Source organism: Bradyrhizobium sp. SZCCHNRI1029, from assembly GCF_032487555.1.
Taxonomy (GTDB): domain Bacteria; phylum Pseudomonadota; class Alphaproteobacteria; order Rhizobiales; family Xanthobacteraceae; genus Bradyrhizobium.
The window spans coordinates 768,207-788,665 of record NZ_JAUEUK010000001.1; the positions used below are offsets into that span (position 1 = coordinate 768,207).

At 65.3% G+C, this 20,459-nt stretch carries 20 protein-coding genes; 9 read left to right on the forward strand and 11 right to left on the reverse strand.

Annotated elements, in window-relative coordinates; genetic code table 11:
• The first annotated feature begins 350 nt into the window (after positions 1-350).
• From QW861_RS03580 to QW861_RS03595, 4 genes are all read left to right on the forward strand, one after another.
• Positions 351-1,049, forward strand: a complete 699-nt coding sequence (locus QW861_RS03580; RefSeq protein ID WP_315749658.1) for an N-acetylmuramoyl-L-alanine amidase — start codon at positions 351-353, stop codon at positions 1,047-1,049.
• A gap of 555 nt (positions 1,050-1,604) precedes the next feature.
• Positions 1,605-1,958 (forward strand): hypothetical protein, encoded by a 354-nt coding sequence (locus tag QW861_RS03585; protein ID WP_315749656.1) that lies wholly within the window; start codon positions 1,605-1,607, stop codon positions 1,956-1,958.
• A gap of 16 nt (positions 1,959-1,974) precedes the next feature.
• Positions 1,975-2,700, forward strand: a complete 726-nt coding sequence (locus QW861_RS03590) for a hypothetical protein (protein WP_315749654.1) — start codon at positions 1,975-1,977, stop codon at positions 2,698-2,700.
• 114 nt (positions 2,701-2,814) lie between these two features.
• Positions 2,815-3,441: a peptidoglycan recognition family protein gene (locus QW861_RS03595; RefSeq protein ID WP_315749652.1), complete on the forward strand. Its 627-nt coding sequence runs from the start codon at positions 2,815-2,817 to the stop codon at positions 3,439-3,441.
• A 222-nt stretch (positions 3,442-3,663) separates the two neighbouring features.
• Here QW861_RS03595 and QW861_RS03600 read toward each other — a convergent pair whose 3' ends face one another.
• From QW861_RS03600 to QW861_RS03615, 4 genes are all read right to left on the reverse strand, one after another.
• Entirely contained in the window at positions 3,664-3,984 is a 321-nt protein-coding gene (locus QW861_RS03600) for a hypothetical protein (RefSeq protein ID WP_315749650.1), read from the reverse strand.
• Positions 3,985-4,040: 56 nt separating this feature from the next.
• Entirely contained in the window at positions 4,041-4,760 is a 720-nt protein-coding gene (locus QW861_RS03605; protein ID WP_315749648.1) for an alpha/beta hydrolase, read from the reverse strand.
• Positions 4,761-4,935: 175 nt separating this feature from the next.
• Complete coding sequence (locus tag QW861_RS03610) at positions 4,936-5,403, reverse strand: hypothetical protein (protein ID WP_315714530.1); 468 nt, start codon at positions 5,401-5,403, stop codon at positions 4,936-4,938.
• Positions 5,404-5,634: 231 nt separating this feature from the next.
• Positions 5,635-7,167 (reverse strand): acyl-CoA carboxylase subunit beta, encoded by a 1,533-nt coding sequence (locus tag QW861_RS03615; protein ID WP_009027335.1) that lies wholly within the window; start codon positions 7,165-7,167, stop codon positions 5,635-5,637.
• A 125-nt stretch (positions 7,168-7,292) separates the two neighbouring features.
• Here QW861_RS03615 and QW861_RS03620 point away from each other — a divergent pair, with 125 nt between their 5' ends.
• The gene (locus tag QW861_RS03620; protein ID WP_315749647.1) at positions 7,293-7,724 is read left to right on the forward strand and encodes a DUF4260 domain-containing protein; all 432 of its coding nucleotides are present in this window, start codon (positions 7,293-7,295) and stop codon (positions 7,722-7,724) included.
• Between the two features lie 30 nt (positions 7,725-7,754).
• Here QW861_RS03620 and QW861_RS03625 read toward each other — a convergent pair whose 3' ends face one another.
• Together QW861_RS03625 and QW861_RS03630 are read right to left on the reverse strand one after the other, a co-directional pair.
• Positions 7,755-10,895 (reverse strand): efflux RND transporter permease subunit, encoded by a 3,141-nt coding sequence (locus QW861_RS03625; RefSeq protein WP_315749646.1) that lies wholly within the window; start codon positions 10,893-10,895, stop codon positions 7,755-7,757.
• 24 nt (positions 10,896-10,919) lie between these two features.
• Positions 10,920-12,101 carry an efflux RND transporter periplasmic adaptor subunit gene (locus QW861_RS03630; RefSeq protein WP_316192723.1) on the reverse strand — a complete coding sequence of 394 codons (1,182 nt, stop codon included), beginning with the start codon at positions 12,099-12,101 and terminating at the stop codon, positions 10,920-10,922.
• Between the two features lie 738 nt (positions 12,102-12,839).
• On the opposite strand from QW861_RS03630, the gene QW861_RS03635 reads away from it, so the two are divergent.
• Both QW861_RS03635 and QW861_RS03640 read left to right on the forward strand, forming a co-directional pair.
• Entirely contained in the window at positions 12,840-13,811 is a 972-nt protein-coding gene (locus tag QW861_RS03635; protein ID WP_316171286.1) for a dienelactone hydrolase family protein, read from the forward strand.
• Positions 13,812-13,911: 100 nt separating this feature from the next.
• Complete coding sequence (locus QW861_RS03640) at positions 13,912-14,397, forward strand: hypothetical protein (protein ID WP_315714534.1); 486 nt, start codon at positions 13,912-13,914, stop codon at positions 14,395-14,397.
• A 197-nt stretch (positions 14,398-14,594) separates the two neighbouring features.
• On the opposite strand, the gene blaOXA is transcribed toward QW861_RS03640, so the two are convergent.
• From blaOXA to QW861_RS03660, 4 genes are all read right to left on the reverse strand, one after another.
• A complete protein-coding gene (gene blaOXA / locus QW861_RS03645; protein ID WP_315827348.1) occupies positions 14,595-15,413 on the reverse strand; it encodes an OXA-1091 family oxacillin-hydrolyzing class D beta-lactamase in 819 nt (272 codons plus the stop codon).
• A gap of 85 nt (positions 15,414-15,498) precedes the next feature.
• Positions 15,499-15,780: an EscU/YscU/HrcU family type III secretion system export apparatus switch protein gene (locus tag QW861_RS03650; RefSeq protein WP_315714536.1), complete on the reverse strand. Its 282-nt coding sequence runs from the start codon at positions 15,778-15,780 to the stop codon at positions 15,499-15,501.
• Positions 15,777-17,426, reverse strand: a complete 1,650-nt coding sequence (locus tag QW861_RS03655) for a flagellar hook-length control protein FliK (RefSeq protein ID WP_316192724.1) — start codon at positions 17,424-17,426, stop codon at positions 15,777-15,779. The genes QW861_RS03650 and QW861_RS03655 overlap by 4 nt, the downstream gene beginning before the upstream one ends.
• A gap of 61 nt (positions 17,427-17,487) precedes the next feature.
• On the reverse strand, positions 17,488-18,270 hold the full coding sequence (locus QW861_RS03660; RefSeq protein WP_316192725.1) for an ATP12 family chaperone protein: 783 nt from the start codon (positions 18,268-18,270) through the stop codon (positions 17,488-17,490).
• A gap of 89 nt (positions 18,271-18,359) precedes the next feature.
• Between QW861_RS03660 and QW861_RS03665 the strand changes: the two genes are divergently transcribed.
• Positions 18,360-18,800 carry a hypothetical protein gene (locus tag QW861_RS03665; protein WP_315827345.1) on the forward strand — a complete coding sequence of 147 codons (441 nt, stop codon included), beginning with the start codon at positions 18,360-18,362 and terminating at the stop codon, positions 18,798-18,800.
• Between the two features lie 61 nt (positions 18,801-18,861).
• Complete coding sequence (locus QW861_RS03670; protein WP_315749636.1) at positions 18,862-19,035, forward strand: RNA polymerase sigma factor region1.1 domain-containing protein; 174 nt, start codon at positions 18,862-18,864, stop codon at positions 19,033-19,035.
• A gap of 15 nt (positions 19,036-19,050) precedes the next feature.
• Here QW861_RS03670 and QW861_RS03675 read toward each other — a convergent pair whose 3' ends face one another.
• Positions 19,051-20,433: an RluA family pseudouridine synthase gene (locus tag QW861_RS03675; RefSeq protein ID WP_316192726.1), complete on the reverse strand. Its 1,383-nt coding sequence runs from the start codon at positions 20,431-20,433 to the stop codon at positions 19,051-19,053.
• Positions 20,434-20,459 lie beyond the last annotated feature (26 nt).

Sequence of the window (20,459 nt, forward strand, 5' to 3'; positions counted from 1 at the left end):
GGCTGCAACCGAGAAGAGTTGGTTGTCCAACGATCGAAATGCCTGTGCTACGAATATAACTTGCTTGGCGAGCGCCTATTCGAGGCGGATTTCCCAGTTGAAAGCCTGCTTATCTCGGCTTCGCAGTGGTGACGGCTGCTAACAGTTCCCTCGAACAACCGTATGATTGATCGGATCGGTCTCCATCGGCAAGTGCATTAGAAGCGGTGCTTTGGACCGGGGCCTCCATGCGAGCATTATCTTGCCTTCGAGCTGTCCTTCTCGCGAGCAGCCTTAGCAGTATCGCTCTGATACCGACCGCAGCATCACAGTCAGCGTCTGTGCCGCACTGCACATCGATCGCGAAGGTTATGCTGGACGTCGGCCACACGCCTGAGCAACCCGGAGCGACTAGCGCGCGCGGCGTGCCGGAGTTTGAGTTCAACCTCAACCTCGCTCGCAGGGTTTCATTGGAACTTGCAAGGTCGGGGTACCTTGTGAGCGTGCTGGTCGTACACGGCATAGGTCAAGAACAGCTACTCAACCGCGTCGCCCAGGCAAAACGCTATTCTCCAACTCTATTTATCTCCATTCATCACGATTCAGTTCAGCCGCTATTCATCCATGAATGGAGCTTCGCCGGACGAGCAAACCATTACAGCGACGAATTTTCCGGCTTTTCGATCTTCCTGTCTGAGCTCACTCCCAAGTTTGCCGAAAGCTTAGCGGCTGCCCAGATTTTGGCAGATGAACTGATCAGGCAAGGACTGCGGCCTTCGTTGCACCATGCGATGAAGATTCCCGGTGAAGGGCGAAAACTCATTGATCGGCAGCGCGGGATCTATCTGAATGATCGGTTAGCCGTGCTGAAGGAAGCTTTCTATCCGGCTCTGCTCCTTGAGGCGGGCGTGATCGTCAACCGAGCGGACGAAATCAATCTTCAAACGGAGACAATGCAGGCTCAAATAGCGCAAGCAATCACTCAAACCGTCAGCAGACGTTTTTGCGGGACCAATGGATCAAAAGCCCCGCCGGGACTGCTCGATGGACACGATTCAGAACGGAAGTAGCCCCAGTCGCTTAGGGCTCCACCCGCCGGTAATCGCCTGCCGCGGCTCTACAGGCCACGTCCGGCCCACCTGTACGGAACGAGAGATTTAGTCCTTCACCGGCAAAAGCATACCGGTAGGCACACCTAAAGCGCGGCCCGACTAGGCAAATATTCGCGCCGCCATCGGCACACCTCTCGACCGATCCGACTCCGTTGAAAACGGTTGCCGCCCCGGAAAACGAAATGTTCAAATCACCATTTGACAGAAAGCGAATATTGTCTCCGGATCCACTCTTGAGCCAGTTGCCGAGCAACCGACCATCGAGAAGGCCTTGAGTTTGCGCTTGGGCTTGAGGCAGGAAAAAGGCTGCGCAGAGGCCGGCCATCAGAAGCTTCGAACAGAAATCACTCTTCCATACCCTAACTATCAACATACTATCCCCCTCTGCCCTTCTTCCGTGCTCGATCCAGGCCTCGTCAAAACACTGGAAATCCTAATGCAGTGGTTGTAGCCTTGGCAATGCCGCGCATACGGCTTTTTGACCTTAGTATATTAACCTGAAGGGGAAGCGCAATGCGCTGTTTTTTGATAGCTCTTGGGTACCTTCTTGTTTTTGCAACCGCTAACGCTCGGGCGGACGCGCTGGACATTTTCAACGGCGTTTGGGTTTCGGTTAATCCGCCCGGTCCGCACTTCATCTTCAACAAGGTGGGCCTCAACTCTCGTGAAGCCAGCCTTCCTGTCTTAGGACAGGCGGCCATCCGGGTGTCAAACGGCGAGAACGGGTCGAACTTCCTAGTCTCCGGCGAGGGCTTTTCGTGTCAATACTTCGTCGGCAAGATAAACAATAGCGAGATGACCTGGGAACTCAAAGGTGGCTCATCGGTGTGTTTCCCATCTGCGCATTTCAAGAAAGATCCTCCCTAGCGCGGAGCAGTGAGCGATGCGCGTTCCCGTCTTTCTCGTTGCCGGGGTGACGAGCGTATCATTGGCTTTCTCGACAAATGCGCTCGCCGACGATGCCTTACAAATGTTCGACGGCGTGTGGGTTTCGATCAGTCCGCCTGGACCGCACATCGTCTTCAACAAGATTGGTCAGACGCGCGAAGCTAGCTTACCCAATCTCGGTCAGGCCTCCATCACGAGCTCAAGGGGCGAGAGCGGATCGAACTATCAGATCGCTGGCGCTGGATTTACCTGTTACTACCTCATTCTTACTACGAATGCTCAAGCCAAGATGGTATGGGAGTTGAAGAGTGGCTCAAGCCCTTGCTTCGCAAATGCCGTCTTTGAAAGGGCCGACTCTGAAAATGAGAAGGCCAACTCGAGTGCCCGACCTGCAACGGCGATGGCACCCGCTGCTCTTCAGGCGCCCAACGCAGCTTTAGCACCCAGCCCTACGCAGCCGAACCCGCCCTCAGAAGGGGGCCGCAGGTGCGGCTACTACGCGATAGCATATTGTTCCGAAGATCTGAGTGTCGCCCGCGGAATCAGCGGTGCGCTTCAAGCACAACTCATCGACACAAATGCTCGTAATTACTATCCTAACTTCCGCGCCGGCTGGTACTGTGTCGGAGTCGGCCCGCTGAACAGGGACACAGCCCAGAGCGCCGCACAAGGATACAAGCAGCGCGGCTATCCAACAGCATACTTTAAGAATAGCTGCTGAAGCGCGCCTAACTTTGGTGCCGATCGTCCAGCTTGGGCCGCCCTGACCATTGTCCAGGCATTCCTAATAGCACCCGGATACGCTCTATTCGACTTCAGACCCGAAGGAATGGCCATGGGGAAGCAGCTCGTTTTGTTACTCGCCCTCGCTGCAACGCTTTCGAATTGCAGCGCGACCGGTACCGAGCGGTCCTTTGCTGACCGAAACCCCGATGTTCAGGGCGTGCAGCCGGAGATCGTGTCGCGCGAACAATGGGGAGCGAAACCGGCAAATGGTGGAATGACAGCCCAGACTGTCATTGGCATAATTATACATCATACGGGCGTTCGCAGTAACAACTCGACAAGCATCGAGGCGAAGATGCGCGGCTTGCAGGCATTCTCGCAATCGCCAGGTCGAGTCTCACCATCAAAGTCAAAACCATCCTGGCCCGATGTACCTTATCATTTCTACATCGACGCAAGGGGCTCCATCGCTGAGGGACGGGATGTAAGGTTCGCCGGTGACACTAATACGGGCTACGATCCTAGAGGTTACATTCAGATTGCTGTCGAGGGTGACTTCGAACATGAAGTGGTACGCCCAGGGCAAAGAGAAGCATTGCGAGGCCTATTAAAGTGGCTCTTAATTCGTTGGAATCTTCCAACGTCCAGCGTCACCATCCACAAACTTCATGCCCCTACCGACTGTCCCGGGCGGAACTTGATACCCGAAATTGAAGCAATCCTGAAGGAGATATAGACCGGTTGACGATTTTGCTGGCGGGCCTCGACCGCGTGAGATCATCATTTCCGAAAGCGCCGAGAGCATCCAGCACGCCGTACGAGCGAGACAATTGCTAGGTTGTTGAACACCTGCTCGGCCATTGCGCGGATGCTGAAGGAAATTCATCTCCGATTGCGAGCATTTGGTGGCCACTCGCGAATTGATGGCTACCGCAGCTCGATGAGAATGCACCCAAAGTCAAGAATCAACTGGAAATCCGTCCGCCAGTACGAAGCTTTCGCGCGTCCGCGTCACGTCGGGCCAGTCGCGATTGAAGTCGGCGATCAGGCGCTTCATCTCGTCGCCGCCGACGGCGCGCTCCATCGCATCGATGGCATCGAACTGATACATCGCCTGATGCACCGCCGGGTCAGCGAGGCTCCAGACCCGCCACGCCTTGCGCACGCCAAAACTCCTGATCGCGTCGGGCAGATGAACGTCGCGATACCAGCGATCGAACTCATCGCGCCGGGCGGGATCAGGCAGGGTCGCGCGAACGACGAAAATGGCTGACGGCATCGAGTTTCCTCCGGACCATGTTGGTGTTGTCGCTGAGTCTACCTGCAATCGGCCGCTCAGCGAAACCCTGCGGCCAGGCCAACCACCTGCCCGTCGAGCCCGTTGAAGCCGTGATGGCCGCGCGCCTGACAGGGATCCCCCGCCTCCGCGCCGCCCGACAGCCACTTCACCCGCGCGCGGCCGCTCGACCATCTGATGAATGGATCGACGCCCGCCGGCAGCGTGAACTTGCAGCCGTCACTGGTGTGATGAATGACCAGCGTCCGCGGCAAGGCGGAGGGCGAGCCAAGGATCGACATCACGTTCGAGGAGCTGCCGGACTCCGGGCTGAGGAAGCCCGAAGTCAGCACCAGCGCATCCGGCCGGGCACCGCGGGCAATGCCTTCCGCGGCGCGCAACGTGCCGCGGCTGGTCCCGATCACCGTCACCGGCCGCTTGATCGCGGCCATGTAGTCCACCGCGGCCTTCAAATCGGTGCTGGCGTCCGCGACCATGACGGCGAGCCCGCGGGCGGCATAGGCGTTGCGCGTGCGCACCAGCTGGTTGCCGAGCAGGCCGTGAATGTCGCCGCGATCGCCGACATTGATGGCGCCGTCGCCGCCGGGCAGCAGGATCACGCTGGCGCGCACCGAGGCCGGCCTGATCAGGGCGACGCGGGAGCCGCCGATCGTCACGGTCTCATCGGCGCCGGCGGCTTGAGCGGCGGCGGCCGATATCATCAGCGCCATGCAGATGCGCACGATCAAAAAACGCGACCTCGCCGTCGTCTCGATCATTGGAGCCTCCCCGCGCCGACTCGCGCGATGACGGGAGACTATCAGAATCAACGAGGCCCGGAGTGCCTAGGAGTCCGGGCCTCGTCACCTCGCGACCTCGCGCGAGCGAGGCCGGTCGGTATTTGATGAAATCTAGCGCCGGTTCACACGGGTCGCATTGAGCTGGCTCAAAACGTCAGTAGCAGCGGGTGATCGTGACGGAGTGATCGCCGCCGCGGCGTCCCGGCACCGTCACGGTCTGCATCGGGCAGCTCGACACATAGGGGCGATCCGACGGCACGACGTTCGGCGGAAAGCGGTGGACCCAGTCCCACGGGACGTCGTAGGTATAGGTGTAGCGCACATCGGCCGATGTGTGCTCGGGGATCTGCTGCGGCACGGGCTCGCCATAGCCGCCATAGGCGAACGCGCCGGCAGCCGGCAGATAGGAACGATAACCGCGGTGGTGGTGACGGACGAAGGGCCGCACGCCAGGCGCCGGCGGGACGACTTGGCTTGCCCCCGCCTGACCGGCGGCCACGGGCGCAGCCACGGCAACGCCAGACCGGGCCGACGCGGCCTCGGAGGAGAACACCAGCGCGGCGGCTGCCGCGCAGACGACCAGAACTCTGGAATTCCGATATGCCGATGTTCTAACAGCCATGATACGCGACCCTACTCTTCTGACCCATCAGCGATCGACAAAGGCTAGGCCAGCGGCCCAGTTCCCGCAAACCCTTCGTTAAAGGTTAGTTAAGCCGTAAGCTTAACGCCAGGGGCGAAAACGGCGCAGATTGCCGCGCCGATCCGGCGGCAGCGCGCGGCGGCCGCCAGACTTCGTCAAATACGACGGCGACCCGCCGGTGCGCCGCCCTCCCTGCTCTTCAACCGCCGCTCACAACGGCAGATTGTCGTGCTTCTTGGCCGGCATCTCCATCTTCTTGTCACGCAGCATGGCGAGCGCACGGGCGATGCGGCGGCGGGTGGAGTGCGGCATGATGACGTCGTCGATGTATCCGCGCTCGGCAGCGATGAACGGCGACAGGAAGCGGTCCTCGTATTCCTTGGTGCGCGCGGCGATCTTCTCCGGATCCGCCATGTCGGCGCGGAAGATGATCTCGACGGCGCCCTTGGCGCCCATCACCGCAATCTGCGCCGTCGGCCAGGCGTAGTTCATGTCGGCGCCGATCTCCTTCGAGGCCATGACGTCGAAGGCGCCGCCATAGGCCTTGCGGGTGATCACGGTGACGAGCGGCACCGTGCATTGCGAGTACGCGAACAACAGCTTGGCGCCATGCTTGATCAGGCCGCCATATTCCTGCGCGGTGCCCGGCAGGAAGCCCGGCACGTCGACGAAGGTGACGATCGGGATGTTGAAGGCGTCGCAGAAGCGGACGAAGCGCGCGGCCTTGCGCGAGGCGTCGCTGTCGAGCACGCCGGCCAGCACCATCGGCTGGTTGGCGACGAAGCCCACGGTGCGACCGGCAATGCGACCGAAGCCGGTGACGATGTTCTTGGCGAAGCCTTCCGCGATCTCGAAGAAGTCGCCCTCGTCGACGACCTTCAGGATCAGCTCCTTCATGTCGTAGGGCTTGTTCGGATTGTCCGGGATCAGCGTGTCGAGCGACATGTCGACGCGCTCGATGTCGTCGAAGCTCGGCCATTCCGGCACGCCGTCGGAGTTGTTCGACGGCAGGAAGTCGATGAGGCGCCGCATTTGCAGCAGGGTCTCGACGTCGTTGTCGAAGGCGCCGTCGGCGATCGAGGAGCGCGTCGCATGCACCGAGGCGCCGCCGAGCTCCTCCGCGGTCACGACCTCGTTGGTGACGGTCTTCACGACATCCGGGCCGGTCACGAACATGTAGCTGGTGTTCTTCACCATGAAGATGAAGTCGGTCATCGCCGGCGAATACACGTCGCCCCCGGCGCACGGGCCCATGATCACCGAGATCTGCGGGATCACGCCGGACGCCAGCACGTTGCGGCGGAACACGTAGGAATAGCCCGCGAGCGCCGCGACGCCCTCCTGGATGCGGGCGCCGCCGGCGTCATAGAGGCCGATGATCGGCGCCCTCGCCTTCATCGCCATGTCCTGCAGCTTGGTGATCTTCAGCGCGTGGGTCTCGGACAAAGAGCCGCCGAACACGGTGAAGTCCTTGGCGAACACAAAAGTCTTGCGGCCGTTGACGGTGCCCCAGCCGGTGACGACGCCATCGCCCGGGACCTTGGTCTTCTCCATGCCGAACTCGGTCGAACGGTGCTCGACGAACATGTCGAACTCCTCGAACGAGCCCTTGTCGAGCAGCAGCTCGATGCGCTCCCGCGCCGTCAGCTTGCCGCGTGCGTGCTGCGCCTCGATGCGCTTCTCGCCGCCGCCGAGCTTGGCGCCTTTGCGCCGCTCCTCGAGGGTGTCCAGGATGTCCTTCATGCGCTTCCCGCCCGTTCCCGATGTCGTGACTGTTGGCGGCCTTCTATCACGGCTATTTCGGAGCCGGAAAGCCGCTTTCGGCCGTGCCGCCCCTCCTCCCACAGTTCGGAATTGGAAGCAGAATCATGGATATGGCCGCTCAACCGGATCTGGTCACTGAGCCTGCCGGCACATCCCATGGCGCCGTCCATGGCGGCCCGCGCCTGCTGCTGCGGCTCGAAGGGCTGGCGCTGGCCGCCGGCGCAGCCGCCTTCTATGCCCACCAGGGCGGGTCGTGGTGGCTGTTCGCGGCGCTGTTTCTGGCCCCGGACACCAGCTTCGCGGCCTATCTCGGCGGACCGCGCGTCGGCGCGGTCGTCTACAATGCCGTCCACAGCACGCTGGCGCCCGCCGCCCTGCTCGCCCTCGGACTCCTGGCCGGACAACCGCTGGTCACGGCGATCGCGACCGTCTGGCTTGCCCATATCGGCGTCGACCGCCTCGCCGGCTACGGTTTGAAATATGCCGACGGCTTCGGCTTCACCCATCTCGGCCGGATCGGCCGGGCCGCGGCCTGATCGGACGGCGCGTCCCCTGCACGCCCCGGATCAGTGCGCGGCCGACGGCAGCTCCCGGTTCGGCGTCGCCGCGGCCGGCTTGTCGCGGGTGAAGAACCGGATCACCACGACGAAGAACACCGGTACCCAGAGCACCGCGAGGAAGGTCGCCGTGATCATGCCGCCGAGCACGCCCGTGCCCAGCGCCTGCTGGCTCGCGCCACTCGCCCCCGTGGCGATCACCAGCGGCACGACACCGAGGATGAAGGCCAGCGACGTCATGATGATCGGCCGGAAACGCAGCTCGCAGGCGGTGACGGTGGCCTCGATCAGGGGCATCCCGCGCGCCCGCAGGTCCTTGGCGAACTCGATGATCAGGATCGCGTTCTTCGCCGACAGGCCGATGATGGTGATGACGCCAACGGTGAAATAGACGTCGTTCGGCAGGCCGCGCAGCCAGGCCGCGGCGACCGAGCCGATCAGGCCGAGCGGCACGGCGAGCATGACCGCGAACGGGATCGCCCAGCTCTCGTACAGCGCGGCGAGGCAGAGGAAGACGAACAGGATCGACAGCCCGAGCAGGAACGCGGCCTGCGATCCCGCAAGCTTCTCCTGCAGCGACTGGCCGGTCCAGGCGTAGCCGAAGCCCTTCGGCAAGGTGCCCATCAGCCGCTCCATCTCGGCGATCGCGTCGCCGGAGGTGTAGCCCGGCTTGGGATTGCCGGTGATGCGGACCGACGGGTAGCCGTCGAAGCCGACGACCTGGGTCGGCCCGACCACCCATGACAGGCGGGCGAAGGAGGAGAACGGCACCATCTCGCCGGCCGTGTTGCGCACGCTGTAGGTCAGCAGGTCCTCCGGCTTGAGGCGCTTGTCCTCATTGGCTTGCACGATCACGCGCTGCATGCGGCCGAGATTGAGGAAGTCGTTGATGTAGCTCGAGCCGAGGCTCGTCGACAGCGCGCCGTTGATGGCCGCGAAGGTCACGCCGAGCGCGGCCGCCTTGGCACGGTCGATCTCGAGACGGACCGAGGGCGCCGGCGGCAGCCCCTCGACGCTCAGCTTGCCGAGCACGGGCGAGTTCGCCGCGGCCGCAAACAGCGTATCCTTGGCCGCCATCAGCGCATCATAGCCGCGCTGCGAGCGATCCTGCAGGCGGAAACTGAAGCCGGAGGTGTTGCCGAGATTGTCGATCGGCGGCGGCGCCAGCACCGACACCTCGGCATCACGGATTTTCGCGAACTGCGGATTGAGCTTGGCGATCAGGGCGTCCGCGCTCTGGGCCTTGTTGCGCTCCGACCAGTCCTTCAGCGTCACGAAGGCCTGCGCGGTGTTGGCGCCCTGGCCGTAGAAGCTGAAGCCGGCGACGAACGACACCGTGTCGATGCCGGGCGTCGCGACCAGCTTCTCGTTGACCTCCTGCAAGATGTCGAGGGTCCGGTTGGCGCTGGCATCGGCGGGCGCCAGCACGTCGACCATGACGAAGCCCTGGTCGTCCACCGGCAGGAAGCCGCCGGGCATGCGCCAGAACGAATAGCCGAGCCCCGCCAGGATCAGTGCATAAACGATCATGAAGCGTCCGGCGCGCGCCACGATCCAGCGCGTCGCCTGGCTGTAGCGGTTGGTCGCCGCGGCAAAGCGGCGGTTGAACCAGCCGAAGAAGCCGCGTGCGGCGTGGCCGTGCCCCTTCTCGATCGGCTTCAGCAGGGTCGCGCACAGCGCGGGCGTCAGCGACAGCGCGAGGAACGCCGAAAAGCCGATTGACACCACCATGGCGGCGGAGAACTGCTGATACATGATGCCGACCGAGCCCGGGAAGAAGGCCATCGGCACGAACACGGCCATCAGCACCAGCGTGATGCCGATCACCGCGCCGGTGATCTGATCCATCGCCTTGTCGGTCGCCTCGCGCGGCGGCAGCCCCTCTTCCGCCATGATGCGTTCGACGTTCTCGACCACGACGATGGCGTCGTCCACGAGGATGCCGATCGCGAGCACCATGCCGAACATCGTCAGCACGTTGATGGAGAACCCGAGCGCGAGCAGCACGCCGCAGGTGCCGAGCAGTGCGATCGGCACCACGATGGTCGGGATCAACGTGTAGCGGATGTTCTGCAGAAACAGGAACATCACCAGGAACACCAGCACGACGGCCTCGCCCAGCGTCATCAGCACCTTCTTGACGGAGGCCGCGATCACCGGGGTCACGTCGTAGGAGACTTCGTACTTCACGCCCGGGGGAAAGAACGCGGCAAGCTCCTCCATCCGCGCCTTGACTGCCTTGGAGGTGGCGAGCGCATTGCCGGCCGGCGCCAGTTGCACCGCGACCGAGGCGGCGGGCTTCCCGTTGAGCCAGGACGAGAACGCATAGGAGAGACCGCCGACCTCGATGCGCGCGACGTCCGCAAGCCGCACGGCCGAGCCATTCAGGTTGGCGCGCAGCACAATGTTGCCGAACTCCTCCGGCGACTCGAGCTGGCCCTTCACCAGCACGGTGTTCTGCACCCGCTGGCGGGTCGGCGACGGCTGCACGCCGAGCTGGCCGGAGGCGACCTGCGCGTTCTGCGCCGCGATCGCCTGATCGACGTCCTGCGGCGTGAGGCCGAGGCCGAGCAGCTTGTCGGGATCGAGCCAGATGCGCATCGCGCGCTCGGTGGCGAACAGCCGCGCACGGCCGACGCCGGGCAGCCGGCGCAGCTCGGGCAGCACGTAGCGCGTCGCGACGTCGCCGAGCCCGATCTCGTCGAGACTGCCGTCGGTCGAGGTCAAGGTGACGAATTGCAGGATGGCGCTGCTCGCCTCGAGAATGACGATGCCCTGCTGCCGCACCGCCTCGGGCAGGCGCGGCTCGATGCGCTTGATGCGGTTCTGGACGTCGACGGAGGCGAGGTCGATGTCGGTGCCCGGCTTGAACGAAGCGAGGATCTCGACCTCGCCGGTGGTGTCGCTGGTCGATTCGTAGTTCAGGATGCCGGCGGCGCCGTTCAGCTCCTCCTCGATCAGGCGCGTGACGCTGTAATACAGGTTCTCGGTCGACGCGCCGGGATAGGCGGTCGAAATCGAGATCGAGGGCGGCGCGATGATCGGATACTGCGCGACGGGCAGGAACGGAATCGACAGCACGCCGGCCAGGCAGATGAAGATCGCCACGACCCAGGCAAAGATCGGACGTGCGATGAAGAAGCGCGACATGACAACCTCCGGGCCGTGACTGCGTCAGTTCGAGGCGGACGGCTTGTCGGAGCCGGAAACCTTCCAGGGCACGGCTGTGACGGCACTGCCGGGCGCCACCTTCTGGACGCCGTCGACGACGACGCGCCAGCCGGGCTTGAGGCCATCCTCGATCAGGACGCCGGAGGCGAGCGTGCGCCCGGCACGTACCGGCTGAAGGGTGGCGCGGCCTTCGTCATTGACGACATAGACGGCGCTGCTGCCCGACGTCGTGCGCTGCACAGCCTGCGCCGGGACCACGATGCCGTTGGTATCGATCGCCTCCTCGATCTGCACCCGGACATACATACCGGGCAGCAGCTCGCCTTCGGGATTCGGAAACTCGCCGCGCAACGTCACCTTGGCGGTGCCCGGATCGACGCTGACGTCGGAGAACAGCAGGCGCCCTGCATGCTTGTAGATTGAGCCGTCGTCCAACACGAGGCGGACGCGCGCCGCGTCAGGCGCAACGCTCTTCAGCCGCCCTTCCGCGAGATCGCGCCGCAGTTCGTTCAGCTCGGCAACCGACTGGGTGAAGTCGGCATAGACCGGATCGAGCTGCTGGATGGTGGCGAGATGAGTCGTCTCGTTGGGATTGACCAGCGCGCCTTCGGTGACCAGCGCACGGCCGATGCGGCCGCTGATCGGCGCGCGCACCGTCGCCCAATCAAGATTGAGCTGCGCCTGCGCGACCGCGGCCTTCTGGGCCGCAACGTCGGCCTCGGCCTGGCGCTCGGAGGCAACCGCGAGCTCGTACTGCGCCTGGGACGTGGCCTGGCCGGTCAACAAGGTCTTGAGGCGGTCTTCCTGGCGATCGGCCTGATAGAGCACGGCCTCCGCCTTGGCGAGCGCAGCGCGAGCCTTGTCGAGCTCGACTTGGAACGGCGCCGGATCGATCCGGTACAGCACGGCGCCTGCCTCGACGAGCGCACCCTGCTCGAAGCTGCGCTCGACCACGATGCCGCTGACGCGCGGCCGCACCTCGGCGATCCGCATCGACGTGATCCGCCCCGGCAGGTTCTTGGTCAACGTCACCGGCGCCGCTTCGACCGTGATCACGCCGACCTCGGGCGGGCTCGACGCTTGGGAGGCACCGGAGCCGTCACGGTCGCTGCACGCTGCAAGCGTGAGAAACGAGACCGCACAGATCGTCGCGCCGGCCGAACGGATCAATTGCTCTCTCAGCATGAAGTCCATCTTGTTACGTCGCCGGCGCGCATGGATGCTGGACGATTATCGAGGACATCGGATCGCCGAGGATCCGCCGCCCGTCTTCCAGATCGTCGCTCACCAACTCGACGCGTCGTATGCCACCGTCGCGAGCCGGCGAACGTTCGTGCGCTCCTCATAGGCGAACTGATAGCTGCAATCCAGAATTTTTCCGCAACATGCGGCGACTGCGACAACTGCGCACCATGTATCATCGCAGAAGTCTGCAAGGATGCTGGGCGATATGTCGCGCTTTGCTTCCCGGGCGTTGATGCGGAGTCCGAAAGGCACGAAGAATCCGCAACGACACCGAAAGGATAATGGATCACCCACAAGTCGGATCACGCGACGCTGACGGTCGATGATCGCCTCGTCCTGATCACGTTACCGGGCGCAGAGGCCGCGATCGCCAAACGGTCGCACGAGCGCCGCGTGATCAGCATACCGCTCTCCGCCGGGCTGCCCGCCCGAGCAACGCACATGCCCCCTCGATCCGTTGTCCACCATGCATCTCACGGGATGGTTTGACAGCGCCATGATCGCTCGTTCTACTTGGTTGCAAAGCCGCGCCACAAGCGGCGAGCCAGGAGGACGGTCATGGAGCGACACCATGGTAGCGCGCCGTTGGCGCTTGCCGCGCGCGCCTGTTTCGGTCTCAGACGCGTATCGCGCACCACCGCTGGACCAGCGCGGCGTTCGGCAGCAACGGCGGTGGTCATGATGCTGCTCGCTGCACTCGGTCCCGGGCTCTGCGGCAGCGCGAGCGCGCAGGGCATCACCAAGGACGTGCCCGCCCGGGTCGAGATGTACCCGATCCCCTCGCTCACGCTATCTGACCGGCAGTTCCTCTCCGGCGACGACGGCGGCAAGCCGGTCACCGTCGTCGGCGAAATGCGCGTGGCGCAGGGCAGCGGCAGGCTGCCGGTAGTGGTGCTGATGCACGGCTCGGGCGGCGTCGGCGCCAACATCGCAGCCTGGAGCCGCACCTTCAATGCAATGGGGATCTCGACCTTCGCGATCGACGGCTTCACCGGGCGCGGCATCACCGCGACCAGCACCAACCAGGCCCAGCTCGGCCGGCTGAACCTGATCATGGACATCTATCGTGCGCTGGACGTGCTGGCGAAGCATCCGCGCGTCGATCCCGAGCGCATCGTGCTGATGGGCTTTTCACGCGGCGGACAGGCGGCGCTGTATGCGAGCCTCCAGCGCTTCCACAAGCGCTGGAACAATTCCGGGCTGCAATTTGCCGCCTACATCCCGTTCTATCCGGACTGCTCGACGACCTACCTCGGTGAGACCGACGTCGTGGCGCGGCCGATCCGGATCTTTCACGGCGGACCGGACGACTACAATCCGGTGCGGACCTGCAAGGCCTATGTCGAGCGGCTGAAGGCAGCGGGCCGCGACGTCGCGCTGACCGAATATCCGGACTCGCCGCACGGCTTCGATCTCGGCCTGCTCGGCGCCAACATGCTCGCCGTCGCGCCGAAGGCGCAGACCGTGCGCAACTGCCACATCAAGGAGAGCGACGGCGGGATGCTGATCAATGCCGACACGCAGCAGCCCTTCACCTATCAGGACGCCTGCGTCGAGTTCGATCCGCATGTCGGTGGCAACCCCGCCACCGCGGAGGCCGCCCGCCAGGCGGTGACGGATTTCCTGCGCGCACTGTTCAAACTGTCGTGAGCAAAAATAGAACGATTTGGATCAATTCTTGAGGTGACAGGTCGAACGCATCGGGTCTTGCTGCGTTGTCGCTCACTTTTCGACGATGAAACGGAGCCCGATGATGCGCGCCTCTCGCCTTGCGATCCCAACTTTGCTGACCGCCCTCGCCTTGGGCGGCGCGGCCCATGCGGCGCCTGCCGCGCCGTTCCGGGGGCTGGAGGGCTCCTGGACCGGCGGCGGCGTGATCAGCATGTCCGACGGCAACCAGGAGCGGCTGCGCTGCCGCGCGGCCTATGACGTCGGCGGCGCCGGCGAGCAGCTCCGGCTCAACATCCGCTGCGCGAGCGACAGCTACAACATCGACCTCTCCAGCGACGTCGCCTATCGCGGCGGCGAGATCTCGGGGCAATGGAGCGAATCGAGCCACAACGCATCCGGCACGATCGAGGGCCGCGCGGTCGGCAACCGCATCGAAGCCCAGGCGCGTGGGCAGACGTTTTCCGCCGGGCTGTCGCTGACGACGCAGGGACGCCGACAGACCGTGTCGATCCGCCCGGCAGGCACGGAGATCAGGGGCGTCGACCTGGAGCTGGCGCGGAGATAGGCCACCAACAACTCCGCGTCATTGCGCGCGAAGCGGCGAAGCAAAGCGATCCAGAATCCCTCGATGACTCTGGATTGCTTCGTCGCTTCGCTCCTCGCAATGACGACAGTGTCCTGGTCCTTGAGGAACTCACGTTCGCTGATCCCGGATATCGCTGCGCTCATCCGGGCTACGCCACGACATCACGGCAGTTCGATTCACATCGCGCCGATGTCTTTCAGGCACGCCTGCGTCAGCGTCATCCGAGCCTCGACGTGGCGCGGCTCCGGGCAGTCCATGTTGAGCGCGAACACGGTCGGCTGATCGCCCTTGTCGACCCAGCCGACCATCCAGCCGAGCGACCCCTGCTCCTTGCCGAGCAGTCCGGACTTGAAGTGAATGACGGCATCGCCGACCTTGGTCACGGGGATGATGTCGCGGGTCAGATCCTGGCTGCGCTTGGAGACCTGAAGCGCGCCGCGCCTGAGGCGATCGATGAAATCGACCTGCTCGACGGGATCGATGCGAAGCGCGCCTGTCAGCCAGAACTGGTCGATGCCGCCGCCGATGTCGTGATTGCCGTAGTCGAGCTCCTCGAGATATTTCTGCATCCGCTCAGCGCCGATGCGGCGCGCGATCTCCTGATAGACCGGCACGGCGGAGACCGCGATCGCGCTGCGCAAGGTGTGATCCTTGTTCCAGGCCTCGATCGATCTCGTGACGCCGTCCCATTTGAACACGTCCTTGTCGGGATCCTCGACGACGCCCGTCTCCAGCGCGATCAGCGAGTTCGCGATCTTGAAGGTCGAGGCCGGCAGCCTTGCCTCGCCGGAGCGATCGGTGTCGCTGGCGATGACGAGATATTCCTCGACCTTGTAGGCCAGGAAAGTCCCCTTGGTGCCTTCGTCGGTGAAGCGCTTGGCGAGATCGCTGCGGATCTCGTTGCGCGGCGGCGCGACATGCGCGAAAGAACGTCCGGGCAGCAGGCTGGCGCCGGTCATCAGGGCGAGCACGTGGCGGCGGCTCATCATGGGCATCGCAAATTTCTCCGTCGTCGTCGGCTCCTCCCTATCACAGGGCGGTGACGACCGACGCATGACGGAGATCACAAATGCGGCGCGCTCAGCGCATCGGCCGCGACAGATTGAGCACGAACACCAGCACCTCGGCGACGGCCTTGTAGAGCTCCTCCGGGATCTCGTCGCCGAGTTCGACATTGGAGAGCGCGCCGGCCAGCACCTCGTTCTCCTCGATCGGGATGTCGTGCGCCTTCGCGACCTCGATGATCTTGGCGCCGATCGTGCCCTTGCCCTTGGCGACGACGCGCGGCGCGCCCTGGCCCTTGTCATAGTGCAAGGCGACGGCGAGCTGGGTCTTGTTGGCGGCCTTCACCTCGATGCTCATAGCGCGCGATCCAGGAAATGGCCGGCCCTGGGCGGCATCGCCGCCGGCGGCGCGCCGTCCTGCACCACGAGATCGCCCGGCGAGAGCTCGGCACGGCTGAGGGCCTGGCTCAGTTCGGAGAGACCGGCGCGCAAGCGCGCGGCGGTGACCGGACGCTCGGCCCACATCCGCACGGAGGTGCGCTCGGCGCTGAAGCTGATCATCGCATGCACCGGGCCGGCCGGCTCGACGTCGAGCGAGAAGCGCGCCCGCCAGACGCGCTTGGCGGCGTCCGGCGATTGCGTGCCGCCGTCGCGCGAGATCTCGAACTGCGCCATGGCCGTGCCCTGCGGGGTAGCGAAGGGAATCTCGAAGTTCCAGCGCGGCGGCGCGGGATCGGTGCGCGCGGTCGAGGCGTCCGGACGATCCGGCAGCGAGGCGACCTGCAGCAGGGTCTGGCGCGACAGCGCCTGGTCGGTCTCGTCGAGCAGGCGGTGCGCGATCGCCGGTAGCGGCATGTCCGGGCCGAGCGTCGGCGTCGCCACGGCCTGCGGCATCGGTGCAGCCCCGCGGAACGGCGGCGGCGGCGTGTTGGTGCGCACGACCATATCGGCGCGACCATTGGCGTTGCGTCCGGGAATGAGGCCGGCGGCGCGCGGAATCTGCTGCTGCGCTTCCTGCAGCACGGCCAGCACCGTGCCGGGCGTGAGCGACTGCGCCTTGGCACCCGTCAGGGCCTCGATCAGCGCCGAGCCGGTGAAGCCGGCAGACGCGGCGTCGGGCCGCCCCATTCCCGTGGCCCAGGGCTGGGGCGGCAGCTCGATCTCGATGTCGGGCACCAGCGAAGGTGCGCCGCTCTGTTGCTGCGCGGCGGCGGCGCGGCCGGCCTCGGACAGCACCGAGGCGTAGGAGCCACCGGGCGATGGCTGCGTCGACGCCGCCATGCCGGGCTCGGCGGTCTGCAGCACCGTCGCCAGCGTCTGGCGCAGCACGATCAGCGCCGCCTTCAGGTCGGGCGTGCCGGCGCCGGCGGCGCCATTGGCGAGCGAGGATTCCAGGAACAGGCCGGAATGCTGTACGGCGTTCTGCACATCCTCCGCGGTCAGCGCCGGCGATAGCTGGGTCTGTTGCGCCAGCACCTGGGCCACGGCGGCGCGCAAGGCCGGTGGAAGGTTCGGCGAGTCGGCGACGGCCTGGAGATCGGCGAACAATTGGCCCTGGCTGCCCTGGCGGGTCGCCGCCTCCTCGCTGGCAATCGACAATGCGAGCCGCTCCAGCCCGGTCAGCGGATCCGGCGGCGGAGGCAACGCCGGCGCCAGCCGGCCGGTGACGTCGACGACGGTGGCGGCCGGCGTCGGGGTGCCGGTGGTGCCAGTGGCAGCGCTGCCGCCCTGCCCGACGATGGCGAGTTGCAGCCCTTGCGCGGTCTGCGACACGGCGACCTGCACCGTCTGGCCGGCCTGCAGCGGCAGCTCGCTCGCGAGCTCCATCGACAGGTTTCCGATCGCGACTTGGACCAGGTTCTCGGCGAGCACCTGCTGCACCCTGGCGCTGACCAGTGCGCCGGCCTGCAGCGTGGTTGCTGCCGCCACCGTGGATCCGGCCGGCGAGCTGCCGACGCCGCGGACGGCGCTCACGGAAGGCGACGGGGTGACACTCTGGACCATGCGCGTACTCGGGTTACGCGCACAGCCTAGCGGTTGCCCCTAAACCCGGCGTTAACCGGCCTCAGAGCGCGGCGTCGACCGCCTGGAGGATGCGGACGGCGGCTTCGTAGTCGATCTGCTTGGCGGCGCGGCGGCTCATCGCCTCCTCGTCGGCCCCCCATTGCGCGACGTTCCAGTCCTCGTCGACATGGGCGGCCGACCAGACCTGGCCGGGGTCGCGCACCCCATGAACCAGCGCCAGCGCCAGCAGCGCCGAGCCGGTCAGTGTGGTGACGACATGCGCCGCCGCCACCGTCCACGGGCCGGTCGGCAGCGCACCGCGCGCCGCCTGAACCGCAGCCTCCGGCTGGGTCACATGCATGATGCCTTCGGACAGGATGAAATGCGCGCCGAGACTATCGCGGGCCCAGTCCAGCACCGGGTCCCAATGCTCGGCCTCGCGCGCGACCAGCCCCTCAGGATGGCCGGCCCGGTAGAACAACAGGTCCGATTGGAGATATTTGGCAATGTCCTCGCGCACGTCATCGGTGCGGTCGACCACCGACTGCACGACGCTGTTGGCGAACCGCGTCAGCGGCATCGTGGCGGGATCGATGTTCTCACCCTGGGCCTGCCACTCGGCGGCCACGGCCGCCGCCAGCTCCCCGGCGGGAACGATGACGACGCGCCCCGACGGCGTGCGGATCGGCCGGCCGTCGAGGGTCACGTTGAAGCCGCCCTCGGCGGCGGCGGTCCCGGCCTCCTTGTAGAAGCGCTTGCGCAGCGGCATCCGCATCGCCTGGCGCGCCGATTCCTGCGGATCGAGCGCCGACCGGCCGACGACGTCGTCAAACAGTTCACGCATCAGAATTCCAGCCCTCTCGCGGGATGATCACACGGGATCCGTTGTTTTCGCGGTAGATAAGCCCTGTCCGCCCGAAATGCGAGCTGCCGATGCGTCCCCTGCTCTCCGCCCTCGTCCTGCTCGGCAGCACCGTCCCGGCCGCAGCCGGCTTCCGCACGCCGGAATCGCTGGTGCGCAACGTCTATGCGCATTACGGCCGGGGCGCGCCGGAGCTCTCCGCCGGGCTGCCGCGGACGGCCGAGGTCGCACGGCAGTTCTTCGATCCGAGCCTCGCCAGGGCCTGGACGGCGCCGCGGCGTGAGCCCTACGATTTCCTGGTGCAGAGCCCGCGCTGGAAGCTCGGCCCGGTCGCGATCTCGATTGTGCGCAGGCAGTTCGACAAGACCTATGTCGCCGCCAGCTTCGACAACCAGGGTCACCGCGTGACGATGAACTTCATCGTGGTCAAGGGGCCGGACGGCTGGGTCATCCTCGATGTCGAAACCCCGCACGATTCGCTCACACTGTTCCTGCAGCAGTTCCGGAACTGAAGGCCGCAGCGGAAACCGATTCTCCTCCCCTTAAGCAGAGGCTGCAAAGAGGAGGACGACCATGAACATGCCGGAGATCGTTCGCCGGCTGATCGCGATGAGCGAGCAGGATGGCAAGATCACCTTCGACGAGTTGAACGCGCTGTGCGGATGGGACATGCCGCCCGAGGATATCGAAAACATCTTCTGCGCGCTGCGGGACGCGGGCATTCAACTCGTCGAACAGAGAGGCTGAGCGCTCCGGAGCCGCTCACTCCTCCGGCGCGTTCTCGATCGGGTCGAAGCGGTCATGCTCGAGGCCGAGCAGGTTCCACGACTGCAGCATGTGCGGCGGCAGCGGCGCGGTGGCGTCGATGAACCCGCCGCGCGGATGCGGGATGACGATGCGGCGCGCCAAGAGATGCAGCCGGTTCTGCAGGCCGCCGGGCAGCGCCCAGTTCTCGATGTTGAAATATTTGGGATCGCCGACGATGGGGTGGCCGATATGGGCCATGTGCGCGCGCAACTGATGGGTGCGCCCCGTCACCGGCTTCAAGGAAACCCAGGCGAGCTTGTTGGCCGAGGCCTCGACCACGGCGTAGTAGGTCACGGCGTGGCTGGCGCCCTCGTCGCCATGCGCGGCGACGCGCATGATGGTGTCGTCCTCGCTCTCCTCCTTGGCAAGATACGTGGAGATGCGGCCCTGCTTGGGCTTGGGCACGCCCGCCACCAGCGCCCAGTAGATCTTGCGCGCGGAACGGCTGCGGAAGGCGCCGGTCAGATGCGTGGCGGCGAAGCGGGTCTTGGCGATCAGGAGGCAGCCGGAGGTCTCGCGGTCGATGCGGTGCACGAGCCGCGGCTTCTGGCCCTTGGCGTCGCGCATCACCTCCAGCATCTGGTCGATGTGGCGGGTCATGCCGGAGCCGCCCTGCACCGCGAGCCCGGCGGGCTTGTTGAGGACGAGCACGTCGTCGTCCTCGTACAGCGTCATCGCCTTGAGGCTCTCCAGCGTCTTTCGCTCGCCCTCGGAGAGGCCGGCCCGCTCCTTCGGCGCATCGAGCTTGAGCGGCGGAATGCGCACGCTCTGGCCTTCCTCCAGGCGGTCCTTGGAGTCCGCGCGCTTGCCATCGACGCGCAACTCGCCTTTGCGGACGATGCGCTGGATGTGGGAGAACGACAGACCGGGGAAGCGCGCCTCGAGGAAGCGGTCGACGCGCATGTTGTTCTCGTCGGCCGTGACCACCACGGTCTGCACCTTCGTCGGCAGCAGCGGCGTCTCCGGCTCGACCTTCTTCGGCGGCGGCGCCGCAGGCCTGCGCTCGGCATGCTCCGAGCTGAACCGCGCCGGCTTGCCGGCGCCGGCGCGCTTGGCCGGCGGCTGTTTGCGCGGCGCGAAGCTGTCGCGGCGATCCTCTCCCTCGGCGCGCGGCGCACGGCTGCGCTCGGCTTTGCCGCGCCCGAAATCGCCGCGCGGTGCCGCCTCGCGGTCACCGGCAAAACGGTCGCGCCGCGGCCGCTCGGCATCGGGACGCTTCGCAGACTCACGCTTGGCCGCGGCGCCTTGGCTGCGGGCTGCCTCGGCCTTCGGCCGCTCGCTGCGGCGATCGGTCGGGCGATCGGATCGGGTCTGGGTTCGCTTGATACGGCGGCTCATGGCAGGTTGCGTATCTCAAAAGCCAC

Coding starts and splice junctions, on each gene's coding strand:
- QW861_RS03610 (WP_315714530.1), bottom strand. CDS start 5,403: ATGGCTGTTAGAACATCGGCATATCGGAATTCCAGAGTTCTGGTCGTC.
- QW861_RS03590 (WP_315749654.1), top strand. CDS start 1,975: ATGCGCGTTCCCGTCTTTCTCGTTGCCGGGGTGACGAGCGTATCATTG.
- blaOXA (WP_315827348.1), bottom strand. CDS start 15,413: ATGCCCATGATGAGCCGCCGCCACGTGCTCGCCCTGATGACCGGCGCC.
- QW861_RS03670 (WP_315749636.1), top strand. CDS start 18,862: ATGAACATGCCGGAGATCGTTCGCCGGCTGATCGCGATGAGCGAGCAG.
- QW861_RS03600 (WP_315749650.1), bottom strand. CDS start 3,984: ATGCCGTCAGCCATTTTCGTCGTTCGCGCGACCCTGCCTGATCCCGCC.
- QW861_RS03615 (WP_009027335.1), bottom strand. CDS start 7,167: ATGAAGGACATCCTGGACACCCTCGAGGAGCGGCGCAAAGGCGCCAAG.
- QW861_RS03640 (WP_315714534.1), top strand. CDS start 13,912: ATGATGCGCGCCTCTCGCCTTGCGATCCCAACTTTGCTGACCGCCCTC.
- QW861_RS03675 (WP_316192726.1), bottom strand. CDS start 20,433: ATGAGCCGCCGTATCAAGCGAACCCAGACCCGATCCGATCGCCCGACC.
- QW861_RS03655 (WP_316192724.1), bottom strand. CDS start 17,426: ATGGTCCAGAGTGTCACCCCGTCGCCTTCCGTGAGCGCCGTCCGCGGC.
- QW861_RS03595 (WP_315749652.1), top strand. CDS start 2,815: ATGGGGAAGCAGCTCGTTTTGTTACTCGCCCTCGCTGCAACGCTTTCG.
- QW861_RS03635 (WP_316171286.1), top strand. CDS start 12,840: ATGATGCTGCTCGCTGCACTCGGTCCCGGGCTCTGCGGCAGCGCGAGC.
- QW861_RS03660 (WP_316192725.1), bottom strand. CDS start 18,270: ATGCGTGAACTGTTTGACGACGTCGTCGGCCGGTCGGCGCTCGATCCG.
- QW861_RS03585 (WP_315749656.1), top strand. CDS start 1,605: ATGCGCTGTTTTTTGATAGCTCTTGGGTACCTTCTTGTTTTTGCAACC.
- QW861_RS03630 (WP_316192723.1), bottom strand. CDS start 12,101: ATGCTGAGAGAGCAATTGATCCGTTCGGCCGGCGCGACGATCTGTGCG.
- QW861_RS03665 (WP_315827345.1), top strand. CDS start 18,360: ATGCGTCCCCTGCTCTCCGCCCTCGTCCTGCTCGGCAGCACCGTCCCG.
- QW861_RS03605 (WP_315749648.1), bottom strand. CDS start 4,760: ATGATCGAGACGACGGCGAGGTCGCGTTTTTTGATCGTGCGCATCTGC.
- QW861_RS03625 (WP_315749646.1), bottom strand. CDS start 10,895: ATGTCGCGCTTCTTCATCGCACGTCCGATCTTTGCCTGGGTCGTGGCG.
- QW861_RS03650 (WP_315714536.1), bottom strand. CDS start 15,780: ATGAGCATCGAGGTGAAGGCCGCCAACAAGACCCAGCTCGCCGTCGCC.
- QW861_RS03580 (WP_315749658.1), top strand. CDS start 351: ATGCTGGACGTCGGCCACACGCCTGAGCAACCCGGAGCGACTAGCGCG.
- QW861_RS03620 (WP_315749647.1), top strand. CDS start 7,293: ATGGATATGGCCGCTCAACCGGATCTGGTCACTGAGCCTGCCGGCACA.